This is a genomic window from Oceanicoccus sp. (assembly GCF_029238675.1).
Lineage (GTDB): Bacteria > Pseudomonadota > Gammaproteobacteria > Pseudomonadales > Dasaniaceae > Oceanicoccus.
The window spans coordinates 133,959-157,721 of record NZ_JAQWFR010000002.1 but is presented as its reverse complement, the minus strand read 5'-3'; the positions used below and the strand labels follow the sequence as shown (position 1 = coordinate 157,721).

23 protein-coding genes are annotated in these 23,763 nt (G+C 47.6%); 13 read left to right on the top strand and 10 right to left on the bottom strand.

Annotated elements, in window-relative coordinates; translation table 11 throughout:
* Window positions 1-2 precede the first annotated feature (2 nt).
* Genes P8H32_RS00945 through P8H32_RS00930 form a run of 4 tightly spaced genes read left to right on the top strand, consistent with a single transcriptional unit; the run spans window position 3 to window position 5,072 of the window.
* Window positions 3-491: a DUF4381 domain-containing protein gene (locus P8H32_RS00945; protein ID WP_301088217.1), complete on the top strand. Its 489-nt coding sequence runs from the start codon at window positions 3-5 to the stop codon at window positions 489-491.
* Window positions 485-1,534, top strand: a complete 1,050-nt coding sequence (locus P8H32_RS00940) for a VWA domain-containing protein (RefSeq protein ID WP_301088216.1) — start codon at window positions 485-487, stop codon at window positions 1,532-1,534. Before P8H32_RS00945 ends, P8H32_RS00940 begins: the two co-directional genes overlap by 7 nt.
* The gene (locus P8H32_RS00935; RefSeq protein WP_301088215.1) at window positions 1,531-3,378 is read left to right on the top strand and encodes a VWA domain-containing protein; all 1,848 of its coding nucleotides are present in this window, start codon (window positions 1,531-1,533) and stop codon (window positions 3,376-3,378) included. The genes P8H32_RS00940 and P8H32_RS00935 overlap by 4 nt, the downstream gene beginning before the upstream one ends.
* The gene (locus P8H32_RS00930) at window positions 3,378-5,072 is read left to right on the top strand and encodes a BatD family protein (RefSeq protein WP_297292887.1); all 1,695 of its coding nucleotides are present in this window, start codon (window positions 3,378-3,380) and stop codon (window positions 5,070-5,072) included. Before P8H32_RS00935 ends, P8H32_RS00930 begins: the two co-directional genes overlap by 1 nt.
* Before the next feature lie 56 nt (window positions 5,073-5,128).
* On the opposite strand, the gene P8H32_RS00925 is transcribed toward P8H32_RS00930, so the two are convergent.
* The 4 genes from P8H32_RS00925 to P8H32_RS00910 all read right to left on the bottom strand — a co-directional run bounded on the left by P8H32_RS00925 (window position 5,129) and on the right by P8H32_RS00910 (window position 8,088).
* Window positions 5,129-5,758 (bottom strand): phosphoadenosine phosphosulfate reductase family protein, encoded by a 630-nt coding sequence (locus P8H32_RS00925; RefSeq protein WP_297293243.1) that lies wholly within the window; start codon window positions 5,756-5,758, stop codon window positions 5,129-5,131.
* Window positions 5,759-6,073: 315 nt separating this feature from the next.
* Window positions 6,074-7,027 (bottom strand): GGDEF domain-containing protein, encoded by a 954-nt coding sequence (locus tag P8H32_RS00920; protein ID WP_301088214.1) that lies wholly within the window; start codon window positions 7,025-7,027, stop codon window positions 6,074-6,076.
* Window positions 7,028-7,044: 17 nt separating this feature from the next.
* Window positions 7,045-7,656, bottom strand: coding sequence for a histidine kinase (locus tag P8H32_RS00915; protein ID WP_297293241.1), 612 nt, complete (start codon window positions 7,654-7,656; stop codon window positions 7,045-7,047).
* Between the two features lie 204 nt (window positions 7,657-7,860).
* Entirely contained in the window at window positions 7,861-8,088 is a 228-nt protein-coding gene (locus P8H32_RS00910) for a SlyX family protein (protein ID WP_297293240.1), read from the bottom strand.
* Window positions 8,089-8,251: 163 nt separating this feature from the next.
* On the opposite strand from P8H32_RS00910, the gene P8H32_RS00905 reads away from it, so the two are divergent.
* From P8H32_RS00905 to P8H32_RS00895, 3 genes are all read left to right on the top strand, one after another.
* The gene (locus tag P8H32_RS00905; protein ID WP_297293239.1) at window positions 8,252-8,596 is read left to right on the top strand and encodes a translation initiation factor Sui1; all 345 of its coding nucleotides are present in this window, start codon (window positions 8,252-8,254) and stop codon (window positions 8,594-8,596) included.
* Between the two features lie 49 nt (window positions 8,597-8,645).
* A complete protein-coding gene (locus P8H32_RS00900; RefSeq protein ID WP_297293238.1) occupies window positions 8,646-9,164 on the top strand; it encodes a hypothetical protein in 519 nt (172 codons plus the stop codon).
* A 139-nt stretch (window positions 9,165-9,303) separates the two neighbouring features.
* The gene (locus P8H32_RS00895) at window positions 9,304-9,486 is read left to right on the top strand and encodes a hypothetical protein (RefSeq protein WP_297293237.1); all 183 of its coding nucleotides are present in this window, start codon (window positions 9,304-9,306) and stop codon (window positions 9,484-9,486) included.
* A 61-nt stretch (window positions 9,487-9,547) separates the two neighbouring features.
* On the opposite strand, the gene P8H32_RS00890 is transcribed toward P8H32_RS00895, so the two are convergent.
* The 3 genes from P8H32_RS00890 to P8H32_RS00880 form a co-directional block, all read right to left on the bottom strand.
* Window positions 9,548-9,721, bottom strand: coding sequence for a rubredoxin (locus tag P8H32_RS00890; RefSeq protein ID WP_297293236.1), 174 nt, complete (start codon window positions 9,719-9,721; stop codon window positions 9,548-9,550).
* A gap of 32 nt (window positions 9,722-9,753) precedes the next feature.
* Window positions 9,754-11,529: an acyl-CoA dehydrogenase gene (locus P8H32_RS00885; RefSeq protein WP_297293235.1), complete on the bottom strand. Its 1,776-nt coding sequence runs from the start codon at window positions 11,527-11,529 to the stop codon at window positions 9,754-9,756.
* Window positions 11,530-11,597: 68 nt separating this feature from the next.
* On the bottom strand, window positions 11,598-13,223 hold the full coding sequence (locus P8H32_RS00880; RefSeq protein ID WP_297293245.1) for a long-chain-fatty-acid--CoA ligase: 1,626 nt from the start codon (window positions 13,221-13,223) through the stop codon (window positions 11,598-11,600).
* Window positions 13,224-13,432: 209 nt separating this feature from the next.
* On the opposite strand from P8H32_RS00880, the gene selD reads away from it, so the two are divergent.
* From selD to P8H32_RS00850, 6 genes are all read left to right on the top strand, one after another.
* Complete coding sequence (selD, locus tag P8H32_RS00875; RefSeq protein ID WP_301088213.1) at window positions 13,433-15,667, top strand: selenide, water dikinase SelD; 2,235 nt, start codon at window positions 13,433-13,435, stop codon at window positions 15,665-15,667.
* Complete coding sequence (locus tag P8H32_RS00870) at window positions 15,664-16,518, top strand: putative selenate ABC transporter substrate-binding protein (RefSeq protein ID WP_297293233.1); 855 nt, start codon at window positions 15,664-15,666, stop codon at window positions 16,516-16,518. Before selD ends, P8H32_RS00870 begins: the two co-directional genes overlap by 4 nt.
* A 3-nt stretch (window positions 16,519-16,521) precedes the next feature.
* Entirely contained in the window at window positions 16,522-17,229 is a 708-nt protein-coding gene (locus P8H32_RS00865; protein ID WP_297293232.1) for a phosphonate ABC transporter ATP-binding protein, read from the top strand.
* Window positions 17,222-18,709 carry an ABC transporter permease gene (locus tag P8H32_RS00860; protein ID WP_297293231.1) on the top strand — a complete coding sequence of 496 codons (1,488 nt, stop codon included), beginning with the start codon at window positions 17,222-17,224 and terminating at the stop codon, window positions 18,707-18,709. The genes P8H32_RS00865 and P8H32_RS00860 overlap by 8 nt, the downstream gene beginning before the upstream one ends.
* Window positions 18,710-18,796: 87 nt before the next feature.
* Window positions 18,797-20,161: a glutathione-disulfide reductase gene (gene gorA / locus P8H32_RS00855; protein WP_297293230.1), complete on the top strand. Its 1,365-nt coding sequence runs from the start codon at window positions 18,797-18,799 to the stop codon at window positions 20,159-20,161.
* A gap of 178 nt (window positions 20,162-20,339) precedes the next feature.
* A complete protein-coding gene (locus tag P8H32_RS00850; RefSeq protein WP_301088212.1) occupies window positions 20,340-20,801 on the top strand; it encodes a MarR family transcriptional regulator in 462 nt (153 codons plus the stop codon).
* An 8-nt stretch (window positions 20,802-20,809) separates the two neighbouring features.
* Here P8H32_RS00850 and mnmH read toward each other — a convergent pair whose 3' ends face one another.
* The 3 genes from mnmH to P8H32_RS00835 all read right to left on the bottom strand — a co-directional run bounded on the left by mnmH (window position 20,810) and on the right by P8H32_RS00835 (window position 23,693).
* Window positions 20,810-21,916: a tRNA 2-selenouridine(34) synthase MnmH gene (gene mnmH, locus P8H32_RS00845; RefSeq protein WP_297293228.1), complete on the bottom strand. Its 1,107-nt coding sequence runs from the start codon at window positions 21,914-21,916 to the stop codon at window positions 20,810-20,812.
* Window positions 21,917-22,009: 93 nt separating this feature from the next.
* Complete coding sequence (locus tag P8H32_RS00840) at window positions 22,010-22,498, bottom strand: STAS domain-containing protein (RefSeq protein ID WP_297293227.1); 489 nt, start codon at window positions 22,496-22,498, stop codon at window positions 22,010-22,012.
* Between the two features lie 19 nt (window positions 22,499-22,517).
* Window positions 22,518-23,693, bottom strand: coding sequence for a SpoIIE family protein phosphatase (locus P8H32_RS00835; RefSeq protein ID WP_301088211.1), 1,176 nt, complete (start codon window positions 23,691-23,693; stop codon window positions 22,518-22,520).
* Window positions 23,694-23,763: the final 70 nt, after the last annotated feature.

Sequence of the window (23,763 nt, the reverse complement as noted above, 5' to 3'; positions counted from 1 at the left end):
TTATGCCCGAGCAAGATCCACTCACACAGTTACGTGATATACATTTACCGGAAGCAATAAGTGCCTGGCCGCCTGCGCCAGGTTGGTGGCTATTGTTGATTCTTATCGTTGCCCTGCTAGCTACCTTGATTATTTACTGGCGCAACCATATCCAGCGCAACCGTTATCGTAAATACGCTCTACAGCAGCTAGCCACACTGGAACAACAAAATCCTGTAGATTATCTGCAGCAGTTAAATCGGCTACTTAAGCAAACTGCCATAGCTGCCAAACCAAGTTTTGATATTGCTGGCTTAAGTGGTCAACAGTGGCTAGCCTTTTTAGATACCAGCGGCAATAGCACCGACTTTAGCCAAGGCGCTGCCAAGGCTTTGCTTGATGGGCCCTATGCTCCAACCGTCACTGACCTCAATATCACAGAGCTAGAAAAAGTCGCCGAACAATGGATTAAAAACCACGATATACGACGGAGTGCCCAACCGTCATGCTGACTTTTGAATTGCCTTGGGTAATTTATCTATTACCCCTTCCCTTGCTGGCCTTTTGGATGTTACCCAAAGCCAGACAACAGCAGGCAGCTGTTAGAGTTCCTTTTTATAGTGAGCTATCCGGCTTAGAGCAACAAACCACCAGCTCTATTAATCAACGCAAACTACGACTGAGTTCTTTGGCTTTAATCTGGTGCGGTTTAATTGCCGCCGCCTCCGGCCCCACATGGATAGGCGACCCCGTTAGCTTACCCGCCAGTGGTCGTGACCTATTACTTGCCGTCGACCTTTCCGGCAGTATGAAAATTGAAGATATGGTGGTCCGTGGTGAGCAAGCGGAACGTATTATTGCGGTTAAAGCTGTCCTTAATGACTTTATCCAGCGTCGTAAAGGCGACCGCTTAGGCTTAGTGTTATTTGGTAGCCAAGCCTATGTACAAGCCCCACTGACCTTTGACCGCACCACTGTGCAACGCTTTATGAAAGAAGCGCAAATTGGTTTTGCCGGTGAGCAGAATACCGCTATAGGCGATGCGATTGGTTTATCCGTCAAACGCTTACGCGACCGCCCCGGTGATCGCCATGTGATGGTTTTACTCACAGATGGCCAAAATAACGGCGGTGAAGTTAAACCCATACCCGCAGCCAAACTGGCCGCCGAAAATAATATTGTTATTTACACCGTCGGTGTGGGTGCTGATGAGATGATCACCAAAGGTATTTTTGGTAGCAGCTTTGGTTCTCGTCGGGTGAACCCTTCTGCTGATCTCGACGAAAAAACACTGCAAGAGATTGCCGATCTAACTGGCGGCAAATACTTTCGTGCCCGCAACCCGGAACAACTGTTAGAGATCTACCGCATTCTTGATGAACTGGAACCAGTAGAAGACAAGCAGGAAACCTTTAGACCACAAAAAGCCCTATTTTATTGGCCACTGGCTTTTGCTTTGGGTTTAAGTGGTTTATTAGCACTGGGCTTATTGCCATGGCAATTCTGGTGGTCAAGCCTGACTAATAAACCGTTATCAGCGCAGAAGTCATCATGATTGAACCGCTAGTTATTGATCAGTTTCATTTTTTGCGGCCTGAATGGTTATTGGCCATCATTCCCGCCACTATGCTTGTGCTTTTTTTCTGGCGACAAAAAAGTAGTGCCGTTAATTGGCGCGGGGCAATCAACCCACAGTTGCTAGACCACCTTATTGATGGTGGCAGTAAAAAAACCGCGCGCTGGCCCTGGCTTCTTTTATTACTGGCCTGGATTATTGCTGCTATTGCCATGGCAGGGCCCACCTGGACCAAACTACCCCAGCCTATCCATAAAAAACAGGATGCGCTGGTTGTCGTGTTGGATCTATCACTCTCTATGCTGGCGGAAGACATTAAGCCCTCACGCTTAGTCAGGGCACGCCATAAGATTCTTGATATTTTAGCGCAGCGTGATGAGGGTCTAACGGCCTTAATCGCTTATTCCGGTGATGCCCATATCGTATCGCCATTAACCGACGATAACCCAACGATTGCCAATCTAACCCCTGCCCTATCGCCGGGAATGATGCCGGTGTTTGGCAGCGACCCTGTTGGCGCACTTAAACTCGCCAAACAATTGTTTAAAAATGCCGGCGCCACTAATGGCCGTGTTTTATTAATTACCGACGGTGTTACTGAAAGCGATGTTGATGATATTGATAACCTGCTTAGTCGCAGCGGCTATGAGTTATCAATTATGGGGGTAGGCACTCCCGATGGTGCACCGATACCGGCTAAATCCGGCTTTCTTAAAGATGACGGTGGCAATATTATTGTGCCGCAATTGCAACGCTCGCGGTTAGAGGAATTGGCAAAACATAATAAGGGTCGCTATGCCGATATCAGTTTAAACGATAATGATGTGGGCTTTCTGTTACCCAAGCTGACCACTGAGTTAGAAGATAATACCGTGCTTACCGAGAGAGAGTTTGATCAGTGGCATGATCGTGGTCCCCTGTTGATTCTGGCATTACTACCTCTGGCCCTGCTGGCCTTTCGTCGTGGTTGGTTATTGGTTTTACCACTGTTGATACTGGCTCAACCACAAACCAGCCACGCCTTTGAGTGGCAAGACCTCTGGGAACGCCCTGACCAGCAAGCGGCTAAAGCCTTACACAATGGCGATGCCAAAACCGCCGCCGGTTTATTTAAAGATAATCAATGGAAAGCCAGCGCCAACTATCAGGCCGGTAATTTTGACAATGCCGCCAAACAATTTGCCCAGCAAGATACCGCTACCAGCCATTACAACCGTGGTAATGCTTTAGCTAAAGCCGGCAAACTAGATGAAGCCATAGAGGCCTATGATAAAGCCTTGGGGCAAAGACCCGATATGGAAGATGCTCAATTTAATAAAGAGCTACTGGAGCAGCTTAAGGAACAACAAGAACAACAACAGCAACAATCCTCTGATAATGGCGAAGAGTCCGATCAGGAAAAACAGGATTCGGAGCAGCAGGATCAGCAGCAAGGCGACCAACAGAATCAAGACGGTGAACAACAGGAAAGCGACCAGCAATCCGAACAGAATCAGCAAGGCGATAAGGAAAAGCAAAGGTCAGAAAAGCAAGGGTCAGAGCAAAATAGCGAACAACAAAACGCCGAAGAATCTGAAGAAGAAAAACAGCAAAGAGAACAGCAGCAGGCACAGCAAGAAAAACAGGAACAAGAGCAAAGCGAGCAGCAGCAAGCTCAAGCCTCAGAGCAAGATCAGCAAAGCCAGCAACAAAAGCAAGCTATGGAGCAGTGGTTACGCCAAATACCCGATGACCCCTCCGGCCTGCTACGTCGCAAATTTAACCATGAATCAAAAGTTCGCCAACAACAGGGCGAAACGCAACGGGAGCAACCACAGTGGTAATGCAGCGCTCTATAGCAGCCATCACTTTTATTATCTTTACTATGATCGGAACCACTATGGCTGCGGTACCTATAGCCAGTATCGACCGCAGTGTGATTGCCATTGATGACACCCTGACGCTAACAATACGCATTAATGACGGTGGCTCCTATACCGGCCCGGACCTTAACCCTGTTAAAACCAGCTTTTATGTTTTAGGCAATAGCCAAAGCAGTCGCCATATGATTCGCAATGGTAAATCAGAATCGTGGACGGAATGGGTAATCACCCTAATGCCCAAGCGCAAAGGCCGGCTTGAGATTCCTGCTATTAATGTGGACGGCCAACGCACCCAGCCCATTTCAATCAGTGTACAACCCAGCATCCCTACCCCCGGCGGAACGCTTGAGCCGGTTTTTCTGGAATCGGAAGTGGATACCAGTAGTGTTTATGTTCAGCAGCAGATTATTTTTACTCTGCGAATTTTTCAATCGGTGCAATTGGATAATATGAATATCACCGAGCCGGAATTTGATAATGCCGCTATGGAAAAGCTGGGACAAAACTCTTTTCAGCGTCGTATTCAAAATTCACCCTACCGCGTCCATGAATTACGCTATGCGATTTACCCACAGGAAACTGGCGATTTTATTATTCCTGAAATGATGTTTAGTGCCAATGAGGCGATGGCTCGTCGCTCGGCATTTAGTTTACCCGGCCAAGGTAAGCGTATAAGAAAAATGACCCAGCAACATAAAATTAAAGTCAAAGCGCCCCCTCCCAGCTTTAGCGGTGATACATGGTTACCCGCCAAGTCAGTTAAGTTAATCGAAACCTGGAGCAATAGCCCCGGTAACATTTATGTTGGCGATTCAATTACTCGCACCATCACAATTGAAGCAGACGGTTTATTAGATTCGCAATTACCCCCTTTAAGCTTTAGCCCCATTGAGGGCGCCAAGTTTTATCCGGATAAAGGCAGCAGCGAAACTTCCGTCACGGATAAAGGCAGCCTCTCTTCAAGAGCCGATAGCGCCGCGATTATTCCTACCCGTGAAGGGGAAATCACTCTTCCTGAAATACGCCTGCAATGGTGGGATACCAAGCGCAATAAAATGCAGGAAGCGGTTATTCCTGCAAGCACACTCTTGGTAAAACCGGCTCTAAATGGCACACAGGGCAATAGCACACCACTGGCTATGGATCACAGCCTAACTGCCGCCAAGGTCTCAACCGTCTCTGCGGATTCACAAACCGCCGATAACTTACTCTGGCAAGTTGTTGCCGCGGGCTTTGCTTTGGCTTGGCTGCTTACGCTTTATCTTTGGTGGCAGTTAAAAAGTAAGGGAACTATAGACGTTGTTCAGGAGGATTCTGTAGTAGCAAAATCTTTATCCGAGCAACAAACATTTGGGCTGTTATCGCAAACCTGTAGGGATAATGATATTCACGAAGTACGTACAGCCTTAGTAAATTGGGCCAGAGCCTACTGGCCAGAACAGAATATTCAAAGCCTGCAAGATATCCAGGCGCAGAGTGACCACCCCTCTTTAAATACAGCCTTAGCGCAGTTGGACAACGTACTTTACGGCAATCAGCAGGATAGTAGTGGTTGGCATGGGGAAAGTTTGTTGTCGGTGATTAAGTTGGTCAGGGAAAATGGGAAAAACAAAAGCACCAAGGCTGCTGGTTTAAAACCACTATATTCAAATTAACCCCCACCCCGTCATTCCCGCGAAGGCGGGAATGACGGGGGTTTGGGTATGACGGGCTACGCTGAGGTGTGCAAACCGCACTCGCGGCCGTCTTCAACTTTGGTGGGATCAAAATAATGGCGGCAGCTAGGTAACTCATTACTGTCCATATAATCTTGCACCTGCTCTTCACTCCAATAGAAAAACGGCGCTACTTTTAAAATACCGCGGTTATCGTAAGAAAGAATATCCAGGCTTTTTCTGAACTCTGTCTCTTCACGGCGAATGCCACTAATCCAGACTTCAGGGGCTAAATCATCTAGCGCTTTTTGAAACGGTTCTAACTTCACCTGACGGGTAAACTCTTCATGTACTTCGGGATCATCATCCGGATGCGGTATACCCCCCATAATCGCGTTGCGACGCTCGGCGGTCCACTGGGGAATATAAATCTGCATATTGGGCTTTAGCTTATCCATAATCACTTCAGCCACGCGGTAGGTATCGGGGACGTTATAACCGCTATCGACCCAAACCACAGGAATACTGTTATCCGCCTCAACCACCACATTCAGCATAGCGGCAGCATTGGGAGCAAAGCTGGTAGTGGCAATCACTTGCTTACCAAGGCCCGTGGCCCATTGGACGATCTCCACGGGGGATAGGCCCTTTAACTGCTGATTTAATGTATCAAGATCTAAACTCATGCCGCTCACAGTGTCTTAAATTGATGTTATTCGAGCCCATCAGGCCTAAACAAGGTTGGCGACTATACTGTATAGCGGGTTAAAAATCCAATAAAATCAATTAGTTATAAATAAAACATATAAGCTTATAACAGTTTGTTTTTTTATAATTCATTTTAAGGAATGATCAGCTGGTCATTCTGGTGAAGGTGCATGGCTGTTCGGGATATAGGTCATGGGTTGGTTAAGCATCCCCGCTGAGGAGTCGGGGGTAGATTACACAAGAAGGATTATCCCGGACAGCAATGCGCGCAGGCGAAAATGAAAGAAGCTGAATTAACCCTCAAACACACGGGTTTGGTTGCGGCCACTCTGTTTGGATTTATACAGTGCTTTATCAGCATTAACTATCCAGTCCGTTGGTAATTTGGTTTGCTCATCTAAAACGGCAATACCCAAACTGATGGTGAAATTAACTGATTCGCCTTGTGAACGAACGATGGTCTCTTCAATAGTTTTGCGCAAGCGTTCACTGTAGATTTTGGCGCCTTCTGTATCGGTTTCAGGCAGTAGCACCACAAATTCTTCACCGCCATAGCGACCACAAATATCGACATCGCGGGAATTTTCTAAAAATAGTTTGGCTACCATGCGAATCGCATCATCACCTACCTGATGGCCATAGGTATCATTGATATTTTTAAAATGATCAATATCAAACATAACCAACGCAGTTTGATGAGCGCTGCGTTGATTACGCTTAAACTCATCGATCATCCGCTCTTCCCAGTAACCACGATTCCACAGTGTAGTCAGTTTATCGGTACGGCTTAGGCGCAGCAGTTCATCTTTGGCTGACTCCAGCTTGCCGCGGTTAACTGCATTGTCAGTTACATCGTAAACGACAATACCCACTTTCTCGACTGCATCCGCGGCAGAGCGCAGCGGAATAAAAGTGGTGTTTTGGTACATCATCTGGGTTTCATAATGGATGGGCAGCTTGAGGGGGAAATCGAAAACATTGTCACGCTGTTCCCACGTGGTATAAACCGAAATACCCAACTCAAACACAGTGTTAACCCGGCGCTTAAACCAGTCATCTTCAAGATAGGGAAATAAGTCAAAGATGCTGGTTTCTATCGCATCTTCCGGGCCAATATCGCTGTGCACCTGCATAAAGCGATTAAAAATTTCAATGTTAAAATTTTTATCGATTACCACAATGCCGATATCCGTGCTCTGGATAATATCCAATAGCCAATGCAAATCCTGAAAATTAGGTGTTTCCATAAATTGCCAAGTGATTTCTAATCCAGTAAAAAATTCACCTGCCGGAACAGGGACGCCAGTGATCCTTCATGAAACAAAATAATTAAGTCACAGGTAATGCTGTAATCTTCAAAGGCATAATTTAATTCAATGGCCAGTGTTTGATCCCAGGGAAAGTCCGAGTGACGAAGTATATCGCTCAGGGCTCTATGCTGGCCTAATAAAGTGGGATGTTTTAGCAGTACGCTGATATCCAACTGTGCGCAGATGCCGTGTATACAAGAACCGTTCAGCAGTGAGGCCATTTCCAGCACGTGCTCAACCTGCTGGTGATCATCGCCCACCATCGACTGGTAACCCATTAATTGGGATAACTCACTCATACTGGCATCAGTAAAAATAAGCAGCGCCTCACCGCTAATACCACTACCAAAAAACGGCTGAGTGACAGCGGTCACTCGCTCATTCTGCTCAATGGCACTGAGGGCCATACTGACATCAACGGCATCTAACAAATGAACACTGGGGATGGGGATATTAACGAAGGTGGAGAAACTGCGTGCGATCTTATCTGCAGCCTCGCCAACCGCAACATTGGTCACCTCTTGAATTCCATCTCTAATATCTTCGTTGAAATCGGTATTCGACATTCAATACACTCTAAGGGATGGTTTTACGGATAAGACCGTGCCAACCGTACCCTTTTGCAATTCCTCTGCTTTACGTCCAGATTTATAGGTTGTTTATTAAACAATAACGCACTACAGACAGCCCGATTGTTTTTATTAACGACTCAAACACCTACCGCATCAGGACAGTGTAGACCAGTCTGGCTAAGTCTCAATCAACGGGGCTCAATAATGTGGTGGTTTCTCATCGACCTGGGCACCACCCATCTCTTCTGTCATCAACTCCAGTTGAGACTTTTGGCTTTTACAAAGTTCGTGGAGGTTTTCAATCTGTTGCTGCTGCCGGGTAACGATATCATTTAGGTCTTGCAGGGTATCTTCCTGGAAGGCTACTTGGGATTGCAGGTCAAATAACTGCTGTTTGAGTTGCTCTAGTTCTGTGGGACTGGTCACTGGCATCAATACCTTATAAAAAGACGATGAATCATTTGGTTAGGGCCTTGGGGGCCATTATAATCGGCTGGCCTTAAAACTAAAGCGCAACACCAATAGCAACAACAATAACAACAATAACAACAACAATAACAACAACACAGCCACCTAACAGGACACCTATATGAACCGAGTGGTCTACTCCACCGACCAGGGCAGGCACTGCCCGGAATGCAGCTACCCTATCGACGAATGCCACTGTAAAAAGCAGGCAGCGGCTCCTGCTGGAGACGGTATTGTCAGGCTGCAACTTGAAACCAAAGGCCGTAAAGGTAAGGGAGTGACATTGATCACCGGCCTGCCCCTGGCCGGTGCAGAATTGAAAAAGCTGGCCAAAGAATTGAAGCAACGCTGCAGCACAGGCGGTGCCATCAAAAATGGAGTAGTAGAAATCCAGGGGGACCAGAGAAAAGTTCTGGAACAGACCTTGCAGGCTAAAGGCTATACCGTCAAATTAAGTGGCGGTTAAGGCTTAAGACAATGGTGGATTGTAATCCACCCTACCAGACGGGTTAGATATGGATAACTTCGACATTATTGGCACTAGTATTATTTTTATTCTCGGTAGCATTTTTGGCGCCGCGGCGGTGTTTTATACCCTGAAGGATAAACTGCAACAGCAGCAACAGGCGATGTCCATACGTCGTATTGGGCTACTGGAACAGGTGGCGCAGCATGTGGGTAAGGTCAGCCATGTGTTTAGTAAGTACGCCTCACTGGTTGCGGAGATTGGCCCTAAGGTCGAGCGCATGTCCGCCAAACAAGAGCGTGAACTAGAGAGTCTCAGTGAAGAACTGGTTGCGGTGTATGAGGAGATTTCTATTGCAGAGTCCAAGCTGTTATTGCTGGGCGAGCAAAAGCTGGAGAAGGCGATGAAGCTCTATACCGCCAAGATGGCTCAATTTCGCAAGCAAGTGTACCCTGGGCGTTACAACAAGGTAGACGATGCCAGACAACTAAAAACGGAAGTCTCCCAGATGCGCGAGCAGTTCTACGATGTGCTCAGCCAGCGCTACGATCAAAAGTCTGGCAGCTAGCCGCCTCTATATGCAATAGAGCTACTCACCCCACCCAGTAGTAATAGCCCAACAATCTAATAACCCGAGTTATTACTAACACGGCTCTCTCCAAAGCTTCTACACTTAAAGATAAGCAGTAGAAAGGGAGCCAGCCATTATGCAAAGTGAAAAAATCAACGTTGAGGAAATCCTGGCCCGAGCCGCCACCCAACACATTACCGCCGATGAATTAGATCTGTTAGTTACCAAGACCCGGGAGTTAAGCCAGATTAGGGAACGCGAGCTAAAGCACTTGCGGTCCCTGCTTTATGAGTTGGAATCACATTTGTATCACCACTAATTAGCAGCGGCTATACAACGTACACCTTGTTCGCGGGACGGGGCGTTTTAACAATGGGACTTCAGATTTCAACCATCTCAAAGTCCGACTTACCAACACCACAGTCAGGACACTCCCAGTCTTCCGGAACATCCTCCCACTTGGTACCCGCAGCAATATCATCATCCGGCGCACCTAAGGCCTCATCGTAGATATAACCGCAGATCACACACTCCCACTTTTTAAAATCACTCATAGCAGAGTCACTCCAGATTTAAATTATTAGAATTAGAACTGATCATCTGCTAATGCCATCGTCATAGCACTGCCCGATTCGGCCATTTTTACGTGCGCTGCTGCCCTTGGCATAATTTGTTCGGCATAGAATTTGGCGGTAATTATTTTGGCGCCGAAGAAACTCTCATCTTCTGACAACTTAGCTGAGGCGACTAATGCACCTTTGGCCAGTAACCAGCCGCCGATTACAGTACCCGCAGCCATCATAAAGTTAACCGCAACTGCGCCAGGTAATTGCGGGTTGTCCCTATGGTGCTCAACCACCCAATTGGCTAGCTGCTCCAGAGAGTCTGCACCCTCAGCTAAAGACTTGGCTATAGCGGCCATGTCATCACCACTGGCTGTTACTTCCGCCTGCGTTTCACGGATTTCGGCAATCAAGCGCGCGAACTCCTGACCCTTATCACGAATCAGTTTACGGCCAATTAAATCATTGGCTTGAATACCGGTAGTGCCTTCATAGATAGTAGTAATACGGGCATCACGGTAATACTGGGCAGCACCGGTTTCTTCAACAAAGCCCATACCGCCGTGAATTTGTATCCCCAGGGAAGTCACTTCCTGGGCAATCTCAGTGGACCACCCCTTGGCAATGGGCGTTAATAATTCGCCGCGAGCATTGGCCAATTGGCGCTGTTCCTGATCTGTACCATGATGGGCCATATCAAAGGCTGAAGCAGCCACATAACATATTGCACGGGAAGCTTCCGTCATAGAACGCATCACCATCAACATACGGCGAATATCCGGGTGACGAATAATGGTACCTTTCTCTTTGTCTCCCGGAGCCAAGCCCTGAACACGATCGTTAGCATAAACCACCGCATGCTGATAAGCGCGATCGGAAATAGCAACGCCCTGGACACCTACATTTAACCGGGCATGGTTCATCATGGTAAACATATAGGCCAGGCCTTTATTTTCTTCACCGACCAAATAGCCCACAGCTCCGCCGTTATCGCCAAAGCTCATTACACAGGTCGGGCTACTGTGGATGCCTAATTTATGCTCAACGCCTACCGCATAAGCGTCGTTGCGCTCACCGATAGAGCCGTCTTCATTGACTAAAAATTTGGGCACTATAAACAGGGAAATACCTTTAACCCCTTCCGGGGCATCCGGTGTACGGGCCAATACCAGGTGGATCACATTGTCTGTCATCTGGTGGTCACCCCAGCTAATATAAATCTTGGTGCCACTAACCAGATAGTGGTCACCGTTGGGGATTGCCTTTGAACGCACTACCGCCAAATCGGAGCCGGCCTGTGGTTCAGTCAGGTTCATGGTTCCGGTCCATTCACCAGAAACCATTTTTTCCAGATAGGTCGCTTTTAATGCATCGCTGGCGTGAGCTTCGATAGCTCCAATCGCACCCTGTCCAAGAAGCGGACACAGGCTAAAGCCCATATTGGCCGCATTCCACATTTCCATACTGGCCATACCGACACTTTCCGGTAAGCCCATGCCGCCAAACTCGGGGTTACAGGGCAAGGCCACCCAGCCACCTTCAACAAACTGTTGGTAGGCACCGGCAAAACCTTCGGTTTCCTGTACCGCATTATCAACACATCGGGCGCCATTGTTATCGCCAACGGTATTTAAAGGTGCCAGCACACCGCCGGCAAATTTGCCGGCTTCTTCAAGAACGGCATCGACCACATCTGCGCTGGAATCTTCAAAGCGCGGTAGTTCACATACTTCAGATAAGCCCGCCAGCTCATTGAGTACAAAACTCATTTCTTTAATGGGTGCAACGTAATCAGACATAGCTATACTTCTCCAAACGGTGTTTCAGGTTCAATGTTTTAAATTTTAGTTTTAACGCCAACTCCAACTTAAGTAGTGGGGAATCGGTAATCTTTATATTGCTCACGTAAATCTTTTTTACTGAGCTTGCCGGTAGCGGTATGGGGCAGCTCTTCAACAAATAAACAATCGTCTGGTATCCACCAGGTGGCTACCTTACCTTTAAACCAGGCCAGCATCTCTTCTCTGCTTAACTCGGCACCGGGCTGTTTAGTCACTAACAATAAAGGACGCTCGGTCCACTTCTCGTGGTATAAACCAATGACTGCTGCCTCAACCACAGAGGGATGATTAACAGCGGTATTTTCCAGATCGATGGAACTGATCCACTCACCACCGGACTTAATAACATCTTTGCTGCGGTCAGTAATTTGCATCATCCCGGTAGGGTCAATGGTGGCAACATCACCAGTATCAAACCAACCATCGGCATCATGGGAATCGCTATCTTTCATTTTGAAGTAGCTATCGCAAATCCAGGGGCCGCGTACTTTTAATGAACCAAAAGCTTCACCATCCCAGGGCTGTTCATTATTGTCTTCATCCGTAATTTTCATTTCTACGCCGTAGATACAGCGCCCCGCTTTGACTCTTAAACGGGCAAATTCTTCTTCACCTAATGCTTCGCGGTCCAGCTCGCCATTGTAGCTACCCAGCGGGCTCATTTCGGTCATACCCCAACCAACATGAGTGTAAACGCCGTACTTATCAAAATCTTCCATGATGGATAGTGGGCAAGCGGCACCACCTACCGTCACTCGCTTCAGTGGCTCTATGGATTTACCCGACTGCTTAAGGTAGTCGAGTAAAGCCAACCATATGGTTGGCACACCTGCCGAGTAGGTGACGTTTTCTTCATTGATCAGTGTGGTTAGTGCTTCGCCATCGGCCATCTTGGGGCCGGGGAAAACCATCTTTGATCCGGTGATAACACTACCGTAAGGAATGCCCCATGCATTGACATGAAACATAGGCACAATGGGCAACACGGCATCGTTTTCTCCAAGCCCCATAACGCTCGGCTGGTTACCCGTTAAAGCATGCAATACGGTGGAGCGGTGATTGTATAGAACTCCCTTCGGATTACCAGTAGTACCCGAGGTATAACACAGGCTGGAAGCATCTAATTCATTAATTTCTGGCCAGCTAAAGGCATCGGTCTCGGCGGCTAAAAGCGTCTCATAGCAGTACACATCTTCCAGCGATGTGTCTGGCATATGGGCCTCGTCGGTCAGTACGATAATGCCCTTAACCGTGCTCAAGCGATCTTTTAAGCTCTCAAGCAGCGGTAAAAAGAGAATATCTGTAAATATAAATTGGTCTTCGGCGTGGTTAATGATGTAGTCAATTTGCTCGGGGAAAAGGCGGGGGTTCATGGTGTGGCAAATCATGCCGGAACAGCTCACGCCATAATACAATTCAAAATGACGGTGGTCATTCCAGGCCAGGGTGCCAATGCAATCGCCGGGCTTGGCTCCCAGGGTGTTCAGAGCATTGGCCAGCTGGCGGGTACGTTTAAAGGCATCCGCAAAGGTGTAGCGAAATAAGGGGTTATCCGCTGTTACCGACACTATTTCAGAATTGGCATAGACCTTCTCGCCAAACGCCATTAATGACGTAATAGTTAAAGGCGAATTCATCATCTGACCGATCATAATCAAACTCCAGCATTTCTTAATATTGTTAGCTCGTGAGCCGTGAATTATAGCAATAACCAGAATAACAAGCATTTTACCTGCGAATGATGACCATGAGGTATCACCCCATGCACCAACCGTAGGTACCAATTGTGTCATTTGGCTACAGCCTGTTAAGCTAAGCCCCTGAATAACAAGCTTTTTACTGAATAAGCTTTAAAGGGTATATGGACTCAACAACATCTCAAGTTAACACTACTGATCTGGTACAGGACCTGGTACTGGTTGGCGGTGGCCACAGCCACCTGGCGGTGATCAAACAACTGGGGATGAACCCTGTGCCGGGCCTGCGGGTTACGGTTATCAGTAAAGACAGCCATACCCCCTACTCCGGCATGATGCCCGGCATGATTGCCGGCCACTACCAGTATGATGAAGCCCATATCGATCTGCGCAAGCTATGCCAGTTTGCCCAGGTTCGCTTCTTCCAATCCCAGGTCAGCGATATCGATCTGGAGCAGCAACAGGTGCTTTGCCACGACCGCAGCCCAATTCGCTATGACTGGTTATCCATCAATATTGGTTCGCAACCGGCTACTCAAAGCATACCTGGTGCCGAAAATTATGGCATTGCGGTTAAACCCATCGACGTTTTTTTAGCCCGCTGGGAACAGACAGCCTCCCAGTTAACGCCAGCATCTAAGGTCGCCATTATTGGCGGTGGCGCCGCCAGCGCTGAAGTCGCCCTGGCCTGCCAGTACCAATGGCAGCAGCGCAACGGTAGCAGCAAAAGCCCACACTTCACCCTTTACTGCGGCACCAATGAAATACTGCCAACCCATAACCCCCGTACACGGAAAAAAATGACAGCGCTACTGCAGCAGCGAGGCATCACCCTGAAAGTTCAGCACACAGTAGCCAGTGCTGAAAAAATCGACAAGCAATACCAGCTTAATTTTAATAACGCCCAGAACAGCAAGGCCGACGAAATCATTTGGGCGATTCATGCCGGCAGCCCGCAGTGGCCACAACAAACGGGGCTGGCCTGTGATTCACAGGGGTTTATCAGCGTTAACCCATACCTGCAAAGCACCTCACACCCCAATGTATTTGCTGCCGGAGATATTGCAGACTTTAGCCAGCAGCCCCTGGCTAAAAGTGGTGTCTATGCCGTGCGTGCCGGCAAACATTTAAGCAACAACCTGCGCCGGGCTATTATGGGACAGGCACTATTACCCTATCGACCGCAGCGGCAATTTCTCAGTTTATTAATGACCGGGGATAAACAGGCGATTGCCTCAAGAGGGCCATTGAGCGTTTCAGGGCAATGGTTATGGCGCTGGAAAGATCGTATTGATCGAGCCTTTATGGCCCAGTACCAACAGCTGCCCAATACAACTAAAACCACCAAAATGCCAGCAGATGAAGTCGCCATGCGTTGCGGTGGTTGCGGCGCCAAGGTGGGTCATCAAATTCTTAATCGCGTGATGGCACAACTGAATATTACCGATAACCCTGACACCCCCATTGGCCTTAATGCTCCCGATGATGCCGCTGTTATTACACCACCGGCTAATAAACAATGGTTGCAAACCGTTGATTATTTTCGCGCCTTTATTGATGACCCTTACTTGCTTGGACGTATTGCCACCAACCATTGCCTCAGTGATATTTACGCCATGGGTGCAACACCCCACTCTGCCCTCGCGATAGCAACCATTCCTTATGCCAGCGAAACGTTGACGGAAGATACTTTGTTGCAAATGATGAGTGGCGCGGTAGACAGTCTTAACGAACAGAACACGGCTTTAATCGGTGGGCATAGTAGTGAAGGCGCTGAACTGGGTTTTGGCCTATCGGTAAATGGTGTGGCTGATAAAGGGCAACTACTGACCAAAGGTAATCTCCAGCAAGGCCAGGCGCTAATACTCACCAAGCCATTAGGCACTGGCACCTTGCTGGCCGCCAATATGCAGGGACAGGCACAGGGCCGCTGGATAGATCAAGCTATTGCGCAAATGCTCATCAGCAATAAAAACGCGGCAGAGATTATTTACCACCATGGTGCCACCGCCTGTACTGATATTACCGGCTTTGGTTTGCTGGGCCATTTATTAGAAATGCTAAAACCCACAGACTGCGGTGCCAGCCTTGAACTTGATCAATTACCCGTGTTAAATGGCGCCGCCGAATGCGCGGGCAATGGCTGGTTAAGCTCACTGCACCCGGATAATGCCAAAGCGCAGCAAGGGCTAAGCAATGCTGATGACTTTAAAACCCATAGCTTTTTTCCACTGCTGTTTGATCCACAAACTGCAGGCGGTTTATTAGCGGCGATTGATGCCGACAGAGCTGACGACTGCCTGAAAGCACTACAACACAGTGATTGTCCCCATGCTGCCATTATTGGCCACATCGACAACCGCAACCATATTACCTTACAAACTGTAGAGAAATTATGATTAGCAAACTATCGAAAACCTTACTGACCTTATTACTCTGCAGCACTGCCGCCGCCGAGACTTTTGTCTTTACCGCGATCCCCGATGCCGATGAAACCCGGTTAAACGCCCGCTTTTCTAAAGTAGCCGACTATCTGGAACAACAACTGGGCGTAGCAGTAAAATATGTTCCGGTAAAATCTTATGCCGCCGCCGTTAGCGCCTTTCGCAATGACCAGGTACAACTGGCCTGGTTTGGTGGTTTAACCGGCGTACAAGCCCGACGCCTAACGCCGGGATCAGCAGCCATTGCCCAAGGGGCCGAAGACCCCGAATTTAAAAGTTATTTTATAGCCCACCACAGCACTGGGCTTATTAACGGTGCACAGCTTAGCGAAAACATTAAAGGCATGACCTTTACCTTTGGCTCTAAAAGCTCAACATCGGGACGCCTGATGCCGGAGTATTATTTACAACAGCAATTTCAACAAAGCCCTGAGCAACTGTTTAGCCGGGTCGGGTTTTCTGGCAACCATTCACGCACTATTGCGTTGGTACAAAGTGGTAGCTATCAGTTGGGGGCATTAAATTACCAGGTCTGGTTAAAAGAATTAGCCGCAGGGAAAGTCGATTTGGATAAAGTCAGTATTATATGGACTACACCCCATTATCCTGATTATCAGTGGACTGTCAGGGGCGATGTAGACAAACGATGGGGAGAAGGCTTTAAACAAAAAGTAAAACAAGCCCTGCTCGATATGAAAAACCCGGAATTACTTAACGCCTTCCCCAGAAAAGCTTTTGTGCCGGCCAGCAATAAGGATTATCAAGCTATTGAAGATACCGCCCGCGCCATTGGCTTGCTGGACTAAGCAATGACCCCCTCGCCACAACCTTTACTCCGCCTTGAAAATGCTGAAGTTTTTTATCAGCAGCAACGGGTGTTAGATGAGGTCACATTGGAGCTTCATCAAGGAGAGCGCATTGCCTTGCTGGGGAAAAGTGGCGCGGGTAAATCAACCTTACTGAAACTGATCTACCAACATCTCAGCAACACGGATCATCGCGTTGGCTGGGTGCCACAGCAGTTGGGGCTGGTGGACAAACTCTCGGTCTTTCACAATATCTATATGGGCCGACTGGACCAACACTCACGAAGCTATAACTTAATCAATTTACTGTGGCCACGTCCTAAACATGTTGAAGCGATAAGCAAGCTGTTAGGCAGCTTTAACCTGGACCAGCAACTTTATAAAACCGTTAGCCAACTATCCGGCGGGCAACAACAAAGGGTTGCCATTGCCCGAGCCATTTACAGCCAGGCTGATATTATCCTTGCCGATGAACCCGCTTCCAGCCTGGATAAAACCATGGCCGACACGGTTATCTCAGCGTTGTTACAACATAGCGAACAACATAGCCAACAACATAGCCAAAGTTGTGTGATCGCCCTGCATGACACCCAACAAGCATTGGCTTTTGCCGACAGGATTATTGGTATTCAACAGGGAAAAATCGTTTTAAACGACCACCCTGATAATATCACCCCCGACCAACTAGAGCCCCTTTACGACCATGATTAGCGCACCGCGCTATCATCTGCCCACAGGTATTCGCAGTTTTCTGTTATTGCTGGCGGCGGCCCTGTTATGTTTACCCTTTGCCGATATTGAAATCAGCAACCGCAGCCCATGGCAGGAATTTGCGGCAATGGCGGGAGGATTTTTTCAACCTACGCTGTTACCTTTTGACGAACTGATTGCCGCTATTGCGCAAACATTTAGCTACGCTTTTTTAGCGGTGTGCACAGCGGCGGTGGGCGGACTTTTTTTAAGTCTGTTCTTTCACCAGTTATGGCTGCGCTCTTTATGTGCCGCCATTCGCTCTGTACATGAATTATTTTGGGGGCTGCTATTTATTCAACTGATTGGTATTCACCCACTAGCAGGCTATTTGGCTATTGCCCTGCCCTATACCGGTATCTTTGCCAAAGTTTTTGCTGAAATTATTGAAGAGCACCAATCCCAAGCCGTTGCCCCCAGACACAGCGATCGTTTTAGTCATTTTTTTTATGCTCAGTGGCCACAACTGTTGCCGCATTTTCGCAGCTATAGCCTATACCGATTAGAGTGCGGCCTACGTTCCAGCACTGTATTAGGTTTTATTGGTCTGCCTACCCTGGGTTTTCATTTGGAAACGGCTTTTATGCAAGGCCTTTACAGCCAGGCCGCCGGTATTCTGTTTATTTTCTATATTATGATTGCATCACTGCGCTGGTGGATGCGGCCCACATTGTTGCCACTGTATTTTGCGGTTGCGCTATTTAGTTTGTGGGGGCAAGAGGGCCTACAACTCTCACTGGCCAGTCATTTTCTCCACGATATCATCCCCCTGCCGATTCGAAATGGCGAAGATATTAACGGCATTTTATATTGGCTTAGTCATTTAGGCAGTACTGAAATAGGGCCAGGTATTGGCAACACTCTGGTGGTTACCCAAATTGCCTTACTGCTCACCGCCGTAATTGCTCTTTGTCTGTTTCCTTTTAGTTCCCGGCAATTCTTTTCTCTACCGATTCGTTTTAGCAGTCACCTGGCTTTGGTGATTTTGCGCTCAACCCCTGAACTGATTATCGCTTTCGCCTTATTACTTCTGTTAGGGCCATCCATGCTGCCCGCAATTATTGCACTGGCTATTCATAATGGCGCTATTATCGCCAACCTAATCAGTCGCCATAGCCATCAAATAACGTTGCGACTGGATGCCAGTAAGGGCTTTCATCGTTATTGTTTTGAAATTATGCCGCGCATATACGGGCAATTTTTAGCCTTTCTTTGTTACCGCTGGGAGGTCATCTTAAGAGAGAGTGCTATTTTGGGGATACTTGGCGTGCATACCCTGGGTTTTTATATTGATAGCGCGTTTGAGAGCTTTCGGCTGGATGTTGCAGTAATACTGATTGCTGTCAGTGCACTGTTAAATATCCTTGTTGACCAGGGCTCGCGGCAATTACGGCACCGCTTGCATTTGCGGAGTACACCGCAAGCGCAAAGAAACAAATAGTGATTAACAAGTTTATATTTTTGCCTTGAGGCACTAATATCCTCACCACTGCGCAATAACAAACTGAAAACATTACGGAGAAATACTGTGAGTACACATCAATACGACTTTGACCTGCTTATTATTGGTGCCGGTTCTGGCGGTGTTAGGGCCAGCCGCATGGCCGCCTCCTTCGGCGCCAAAGTGGCGGTTATAGAAGATCGTTATATGGGTGGCACCTGCGTCAATGTAGGCTGCGTACCCAAAAAACTGTATGTCTATGCCTCAGAGTATCGCAATGCATTTAAAGACGCCCAGGGCTTTGGCTGGAGTACCAGTGCTCCCGAATTTGACTGGCCAACACTACGTGATAACAAGATCGAAGAAATCTCCCGCTTAAACGGGGTTTACGACACTATGCTGGGCGGCGCCGGTGTAACCGTTATTGATGGCCGTGGACGCTTTGTCGATAATCACACTGTTGCGGTTAATGACCAGCAATACACGGCAGAGCGCATTATGATTGCCACCGGCACCTGGCCCTATATTCCTGAATTTCCAGGCAGCGAATATGCCATTAGCTCTAATGAAGTTTTTGACCTGGAGGAATTCCCTAAACGTATGTTAGTGGTTGGAGGTGGTTATATAGCCGTAGAATTCGCGGGGATTTTTAATGGCCTTGGTGCACAGACCACACAACTTTATCGCGGCCCATTGTTTTTACGTGGTTTTGATCAGGATATTAGAGAGTTTGCCGCAAAAGAAATTGCCGCTTCCGGCATAGACCTGCGTTTTAACAGTAATATCGCCACCATAGAAAAACAGGCTGACGGTAGTTTAACAGCACTTTTGGAAGATGGAAGTTCAATAGTAGCTGACGCTATTTTATATGCCACCGGCCGCAAGCCTCATTTACAAAATTTAGGTTTTGATAATGTCGACGTGGCACTTAACGATAACGGCACCATTAAAATCGGTGAAAACTTTCAAACCAGTGAATCTAACATTTATGCTTTGGGAGATATTACCGGCGGTATGGAACTAACTCCAGTGGCTCTGGCAGAAGGTATGGCATTCGCAAAAACACTGTATAACAACGAAGCCACCACCGTAGATTACGACACTATTCCAACCGCTGTTTTTTGCCAGCCTAATATTGGTACTTGTGGATTATCTGAAGAAGCGGCAAGAAAAAAATATTCAGATATTACCGTTTACGATTCTGAGTTCCGCGCTATGAAACATACCATTGGCGGTAGAGCAGAACGTACCTATATGAAGCTTATTGTGGATACGGCCTCCGACCGAGTAGTGGGTATTCATATGGCAGGCGAAGATGCCGGTGAAATTATTCAAGGTATGGCTGTAGCGATGAAAGCTGGCGCCACGAAAGCGATTTTTGACAACACGATTGGCATTCACCCAACCGCCGCTGAAGAATTTGTTACCATGCGTAGTCCCAGAGTCAAATAAACAATAGAGCTAAATAAAAGTGTTAGTAGGTATAATGGGGTATGTTTTTTATCACTATTATGAGGTATGGTTTATACTAATCAGCACTAAGAGGTTGCAGAAAAGGATTTTTGAATTTTATTTACATGTAAGTAAGGATATTTTAATAATTGATAATTAGGCCATATGGACTGCAAGCATGGACACAAGAACGAAACAGGACTTACCACAAGGGCAACAAATTTACCTTGAGTTTACCCAGCAACTTCTACGCTGCTCAAAAAGCTTCGAGCAGGAAATAAACCAGCGTTTTCGCAAACACTTTAATCAAAGCTTTACCCGTTTTGATTTATTGTCCCAATTGGCCAAGGGCGAAGATCCCTGGCAATCCATAGGTAAAGTAGCCAACCAGCTACTGGCTTCCAATGGCAATATCACTAAACTCGTTGAGCGGATGGCAAACGAAGATCTGCTGGAGAGACGCAGCAATCGCAAAGATCGGCGCCTGACTGAAATCAGTATGACTATGGGTGGCCGGCAATTGCACCAGGAAATGGCACAGGCCTACGCTGAGTGGGTCCAAAACCTGATGGATAGCCGATTACCAGCGACCGAAGTGCTGCAACTGAATTTCTTGTTGAGTAAAGCCAATTCCCTTTAACCGCTCTATTAATCAGTATACTGCTGGGTAGAAACCCATGCTGCAACTTGTTGGTAATCACCGCTAAATTGAATGCGGGACTGTTTGTTTTGCAGTTGGTGTTCATACATAGGGTCGTAGTAGTCGACCAGCAAGGTTTCAATCCATGCTTCATGGGCTGAGACATCACCGCTGCTTTGTTGTTGGTCTAGCGCACCGCTCATGACTTTTTCTAATTGTTGATAACGCTCTGAGCCCAGGCGCTTGCGAATACGGTATAAGCTCGCTAATAAATGCTGGCGATAGTTTTGATAGCCTTGCTCAGTATCTACAGCCAGGTGCTCCTGCTCCATCTCCACAACATATTCCTGCAAAATACGTTGAACACGAAATTCCAGTGACATTTCCACCACAGCAATAGGGGTTTCACACATCGCCAGCCATAAATTATGGGGTAAGCTGATTGGCCCAATCATTCGACTTTCATCTTCAAAACATAGTGGGTGATGGTTAAAAGCATGCCGCTTTTTTAGCAACTCAATCGCCAAACGATTTTCAAAATTAACCTGGCAGGGAGGTTCTTCAACCCGACGACCAAAACTGGAACCGCGATGATGGGCAAAGCCTTCAAGATCAATACCGGTAGCCAGTTCATTAATCAACGGAGTTTTAGCGGTGCCGGTTTTGCCGCCGATAATGATCATTGGGGAATGGGTGGTCGCTTCTATCTCATCCAGTAATACCCGGCGCAGGGCTTTGTAGCCTCCCTCAATAAGAGGAATATCCACACCCGCTTGTTGCATCCACTGTTGCGTTAGGTTGGAACGCATACCACCTCGCCAGCAATAGAGGTGAGCGTTTGGGTTGTCTTTGGCAAACTGGCACCAGCGCGCTATACGCTGTTGTTTGGTATCACCACTAACCAGTTGATGCCCCAACTCTATCGCCTGCGCCTGCCCTTGCTGTTTATAACAGGTCCCCACCTGATGGCGCTCATCATTATTTAGAATCGGGATGTTAAAGGAGCCTGGCAGTGTTCCAGCAGCAAACTCCAGCTCAGCCCGCACATCAAGAAAGGGGGTATCGCTACGCAATAAATCACGAAAACTATCGGGGTTTGTGGTTAGAGAAGCCATAGGTTAAACGCTAGCGCATAGACTGTTATTATCAGAAGCACTATTATCACCGCTCTATCTGCAAAAGTTAACTATTATAAAAACTGATAACTATTAGAAAGCGGTTTCCAGGGTAGTTACTAAAGAAGAAAAGGTTTCCCGATTACTTTCATTAAGATCCATCAAAATCCGGTGGGCTTCTATCACCTTGCTGCGACAGCCCGCTTCATCGGCGGACTTCATCGGTAATTCGCCTAAATTATCACAGGCCTGGTCATCGAGATTCTGGTGAATATCAAACACTTGGTTAAACCCCATGCTGTCTAACAGGCGAGTAATGTTGGGGTTGGGGGAAAGGATTATTGGTACCAGGCGATAAAGCTGTTTGGCTTGCACGGCTAATTTGGCCAGCATGCCCAGTGAGGTGCTATCTATACCTTCAGCTTCTGACAGGTCTATAACCACACCATCAATCGAAGGGCTGGAAAACATCTGGGTAAAATAATCGTCAATGGTAGTACACAAAGTCAGCCGCACATCGCCAACCAGCTTGATGACGAATGTCGCTTGATGTTGTGCTACCAGTATCTTACCTGCTTGCATGACGCTACTACCTACTACTTTAACGGGATATCAATAACACAGCGATATCATCCGGTGCCTCTACTAATTCGTTCAATCCCAATGCATCAACAATACTGTCAATACTATCGGGGGCAGTTTGCAATTTATCTAACAGGAACTGCTCCTGGGCGATAACACCCTCTGCCTCAACAACCTCTAATATACCATCAGAAAAAAAGGTCATAACAAAATTCTCTGGTAATAATAGCGTGTTTTCTGAATAGTGCGCATGCTCAAACAAGCCAACTGGCATACCTTCACAGTGTAAATAATTGGCTTCTCCCCCTGCCGCCATAATCGGCAATGGCAGATGGCCAGCAACACTGTAGAGCAGACTATTATCTTTGAGGTTTATCACCCCCACACACAGAGTTGCATGCTTGCCGATACTGGTATTGAGCAGGTTGCGATTGGCAACATCCAACATACCCACCGGTGACAGGATGGTATTGTCATCCCGGTGAAAAAAGTCGCTGCGCTTGCGGGCAAACATATTTTTTAATAACACCGTCAGGAAGGCCGAAGATGCCCCATGGCCAGAGACGTCGGCGATAAAGAACACCACATAGTCATCACCCACGGTAAAGTAGTCGATAAAATCACCGCTGATATAAACTGAGGGTACGATGCGGCGACTAAAGGTGATATTGCCAAACTGCTTGTTATTAGCAGGTAGCATTTTGCGCTGCACCTGCTTGCCGGCAAGCTGGTCCTGCTCAAGCAGTTGCAGGCTGGCTTGTAGTTCCTGGTTTGTGCGCTCCAACTGCTCGCGGTAGTCCTGGTTTTGCTGGCGTAACTGGCTCTGTTCCAGAGCCCGCTTAGCCGCGTGAGCCAGTACCTCCATATCGGCCAGGGGGCGAACCAGAAAATCACTGACACCGTGGCGCAAAGCCGCCAACACATCCGCCATTACCCCGCCGCTGGACATCACGATGACCGGGCAATGGGTAAAATTTGACTGGATGGCTTGTAATATCGTTTGCTCGCTCAGTGTTGGAACATTTAAGTCACAGAGGACAAGCTGGGGACTATGTTGTTCAACAATGCCGTAGGCTTGCTGAAGGTCGGCAGTGCCATAAACGCTATAACCCTGCTGCTTAAGATAGGCGGCATAGGCTTCACGCTCACTGGCGTTAGTATCAATCAATAAAATAGACGGGACTGCAGTAGTCATTGCTCTATCACGGGTGTTTATTGTTGCCGCAGAACACTACTCTTAAGCAGCAGGCTGTGCAACCTAAAAG

Bases quoted from the DNA above. Each gene is read 5' to 3' on its own strand.
- P8H32_RS00945 (WP_301088217.1), top strand. From the start codon at position 3: ATGCCCGAGCAAGATCCACTCACACAGTTACGTGATATACATTTACCG.
- P8H32_RS00940 (WP_301088216.1), top strand. From the start codon at position 485: ATGCTGACTTTTGAATTGCCTTGGGTAATTTATCTATTACCCCTTCCC.
- P8H32_RS00935 (WP_301088215.1), top strand. From the start codon at position 1,531: ATGATTGAACCGCTAGTTATTGATCAGTTTCATTTTTTGCGGCCTGAA.
- P8H32_RS00930 (WP_297292887.1), top strand. From the start codon at position 3,378: ATGCAGCGCTCTATAGCAGCCATCACTTTTATTATCTTTACTATGATC.
- P8H32_RS00925 (WP_297293243.1), bottom strand. From the start codon at position 5,758: ATGAGTTTAGATCTTGATACATTAAATCAGCAGTTAAAGGGCCTATCC.
- P8H32_RS00920 (WP_301088214.1), bottom strand. From the start codon at position 7,027: ATGGAAACACCTAATTTTCAGGATTTGCATTGGCTATTGGATATTATC.
- P8H32_RS00915 (WP_297293241.1), bottom strand. From the start codon at position 7,656: ATGTCGAATACCGATTTCAACGAAGATATTAGAGATGGAATTCAAGAG.
- P8H32_RS00905 (WP_297293239.1), top strand. From the start codon at position 8,252: ATGAACCGAGTGGTCTACTCCACCGACCAGGGCAGGCACTGCCCGGAA.
- P8H32_RS00900 (WP_297293238.1), top strand. From the start codon at position 8,646: ATGGATAACTTCGACATTATTGGCACTAGTATTATTTTTATTCTCGGT.
- P8H32_RS00895 (WP_297293237.1), top strand. From the start codon at position 9,304: ATGCAAAGTGAAAAAATCAACGTTGAGGAAATCCTGGCCCGAGCCGCC.
- P8H32_RS00890 (WP_297293236.1), bottom strand. From the start codon at position 9,721: ATGAGTGATTTTAAAAAGTGGGAGTGTGTGATCTGCGGTTATATCTAC.
- P8H32_RS00885 (WP_297293235.1), bottom strand. From the start codon at position 11,529: ATGTCTGATTACGTTGCACCCATTAAAGAAATGAGTTTTGTACTCAAT.
- P8H32_RS00880 (WP_297293245.1), bottom strand. From the start codon at position 13,223: ATGATCGGTCAGATGATGAATTCGCCTTTAACTATTACGTCATTAATG.
- selD (WP_301088213.1), top strand. From the start codon at position 13,433: ATGGACTCAACAACATCTCAAGTTAACACTACTGATCTGGTACAGGAC.
- P8H32_RS00870 (WP_297293233.1), top strand. From the start codon at position 15,664: ATGATTAGCAAACTATCGAAAACCTTACTGACCTTATTACTCTGCAGC.
- P8H32_RS00865 (WP_297293232.1), top strand. From the start codon at position 16,522: ATGACCCCCTCGCCACAACCTTTACTCCGCCTTGAAAATGCTGAAGTT.
- P8H32_RS00860 (WP_297293231.1), top strand. From the start codon at position 17,222: ATGATTAGCGCACCGCGCTATCATCTGCCCACAGGTATTCGCAGTTTT.
- P8H32_RS00850 (WP_301088212.1), top strand. From the start codon at position 20,340: ATGGACACAAGAACGAAACAGGACTTACCACAAGGGCAACAAATTTAC.
- mnmH (WP_297293228.1), bottom strand. From the start codon at position 21,916: ATGGCTTCTCTAACCACAAACCCCGATAGTTTTCGTGATTTATTGCGT.
- P8H32_RS00840 (WP_297293227.1), bottom strand. From the start codon at position 22,498: ATGCAAGCAGGTAAGATACTGGTAGCACAACATCAAGCGACATTCGTC.
- P8H32_RS00835 (WP_301088211.1), bottom strand. From the start codon at position 23,693: ATGACTACTGCAGTCCCGTCTATTTTATTGATTGATACTAACGCCAGT.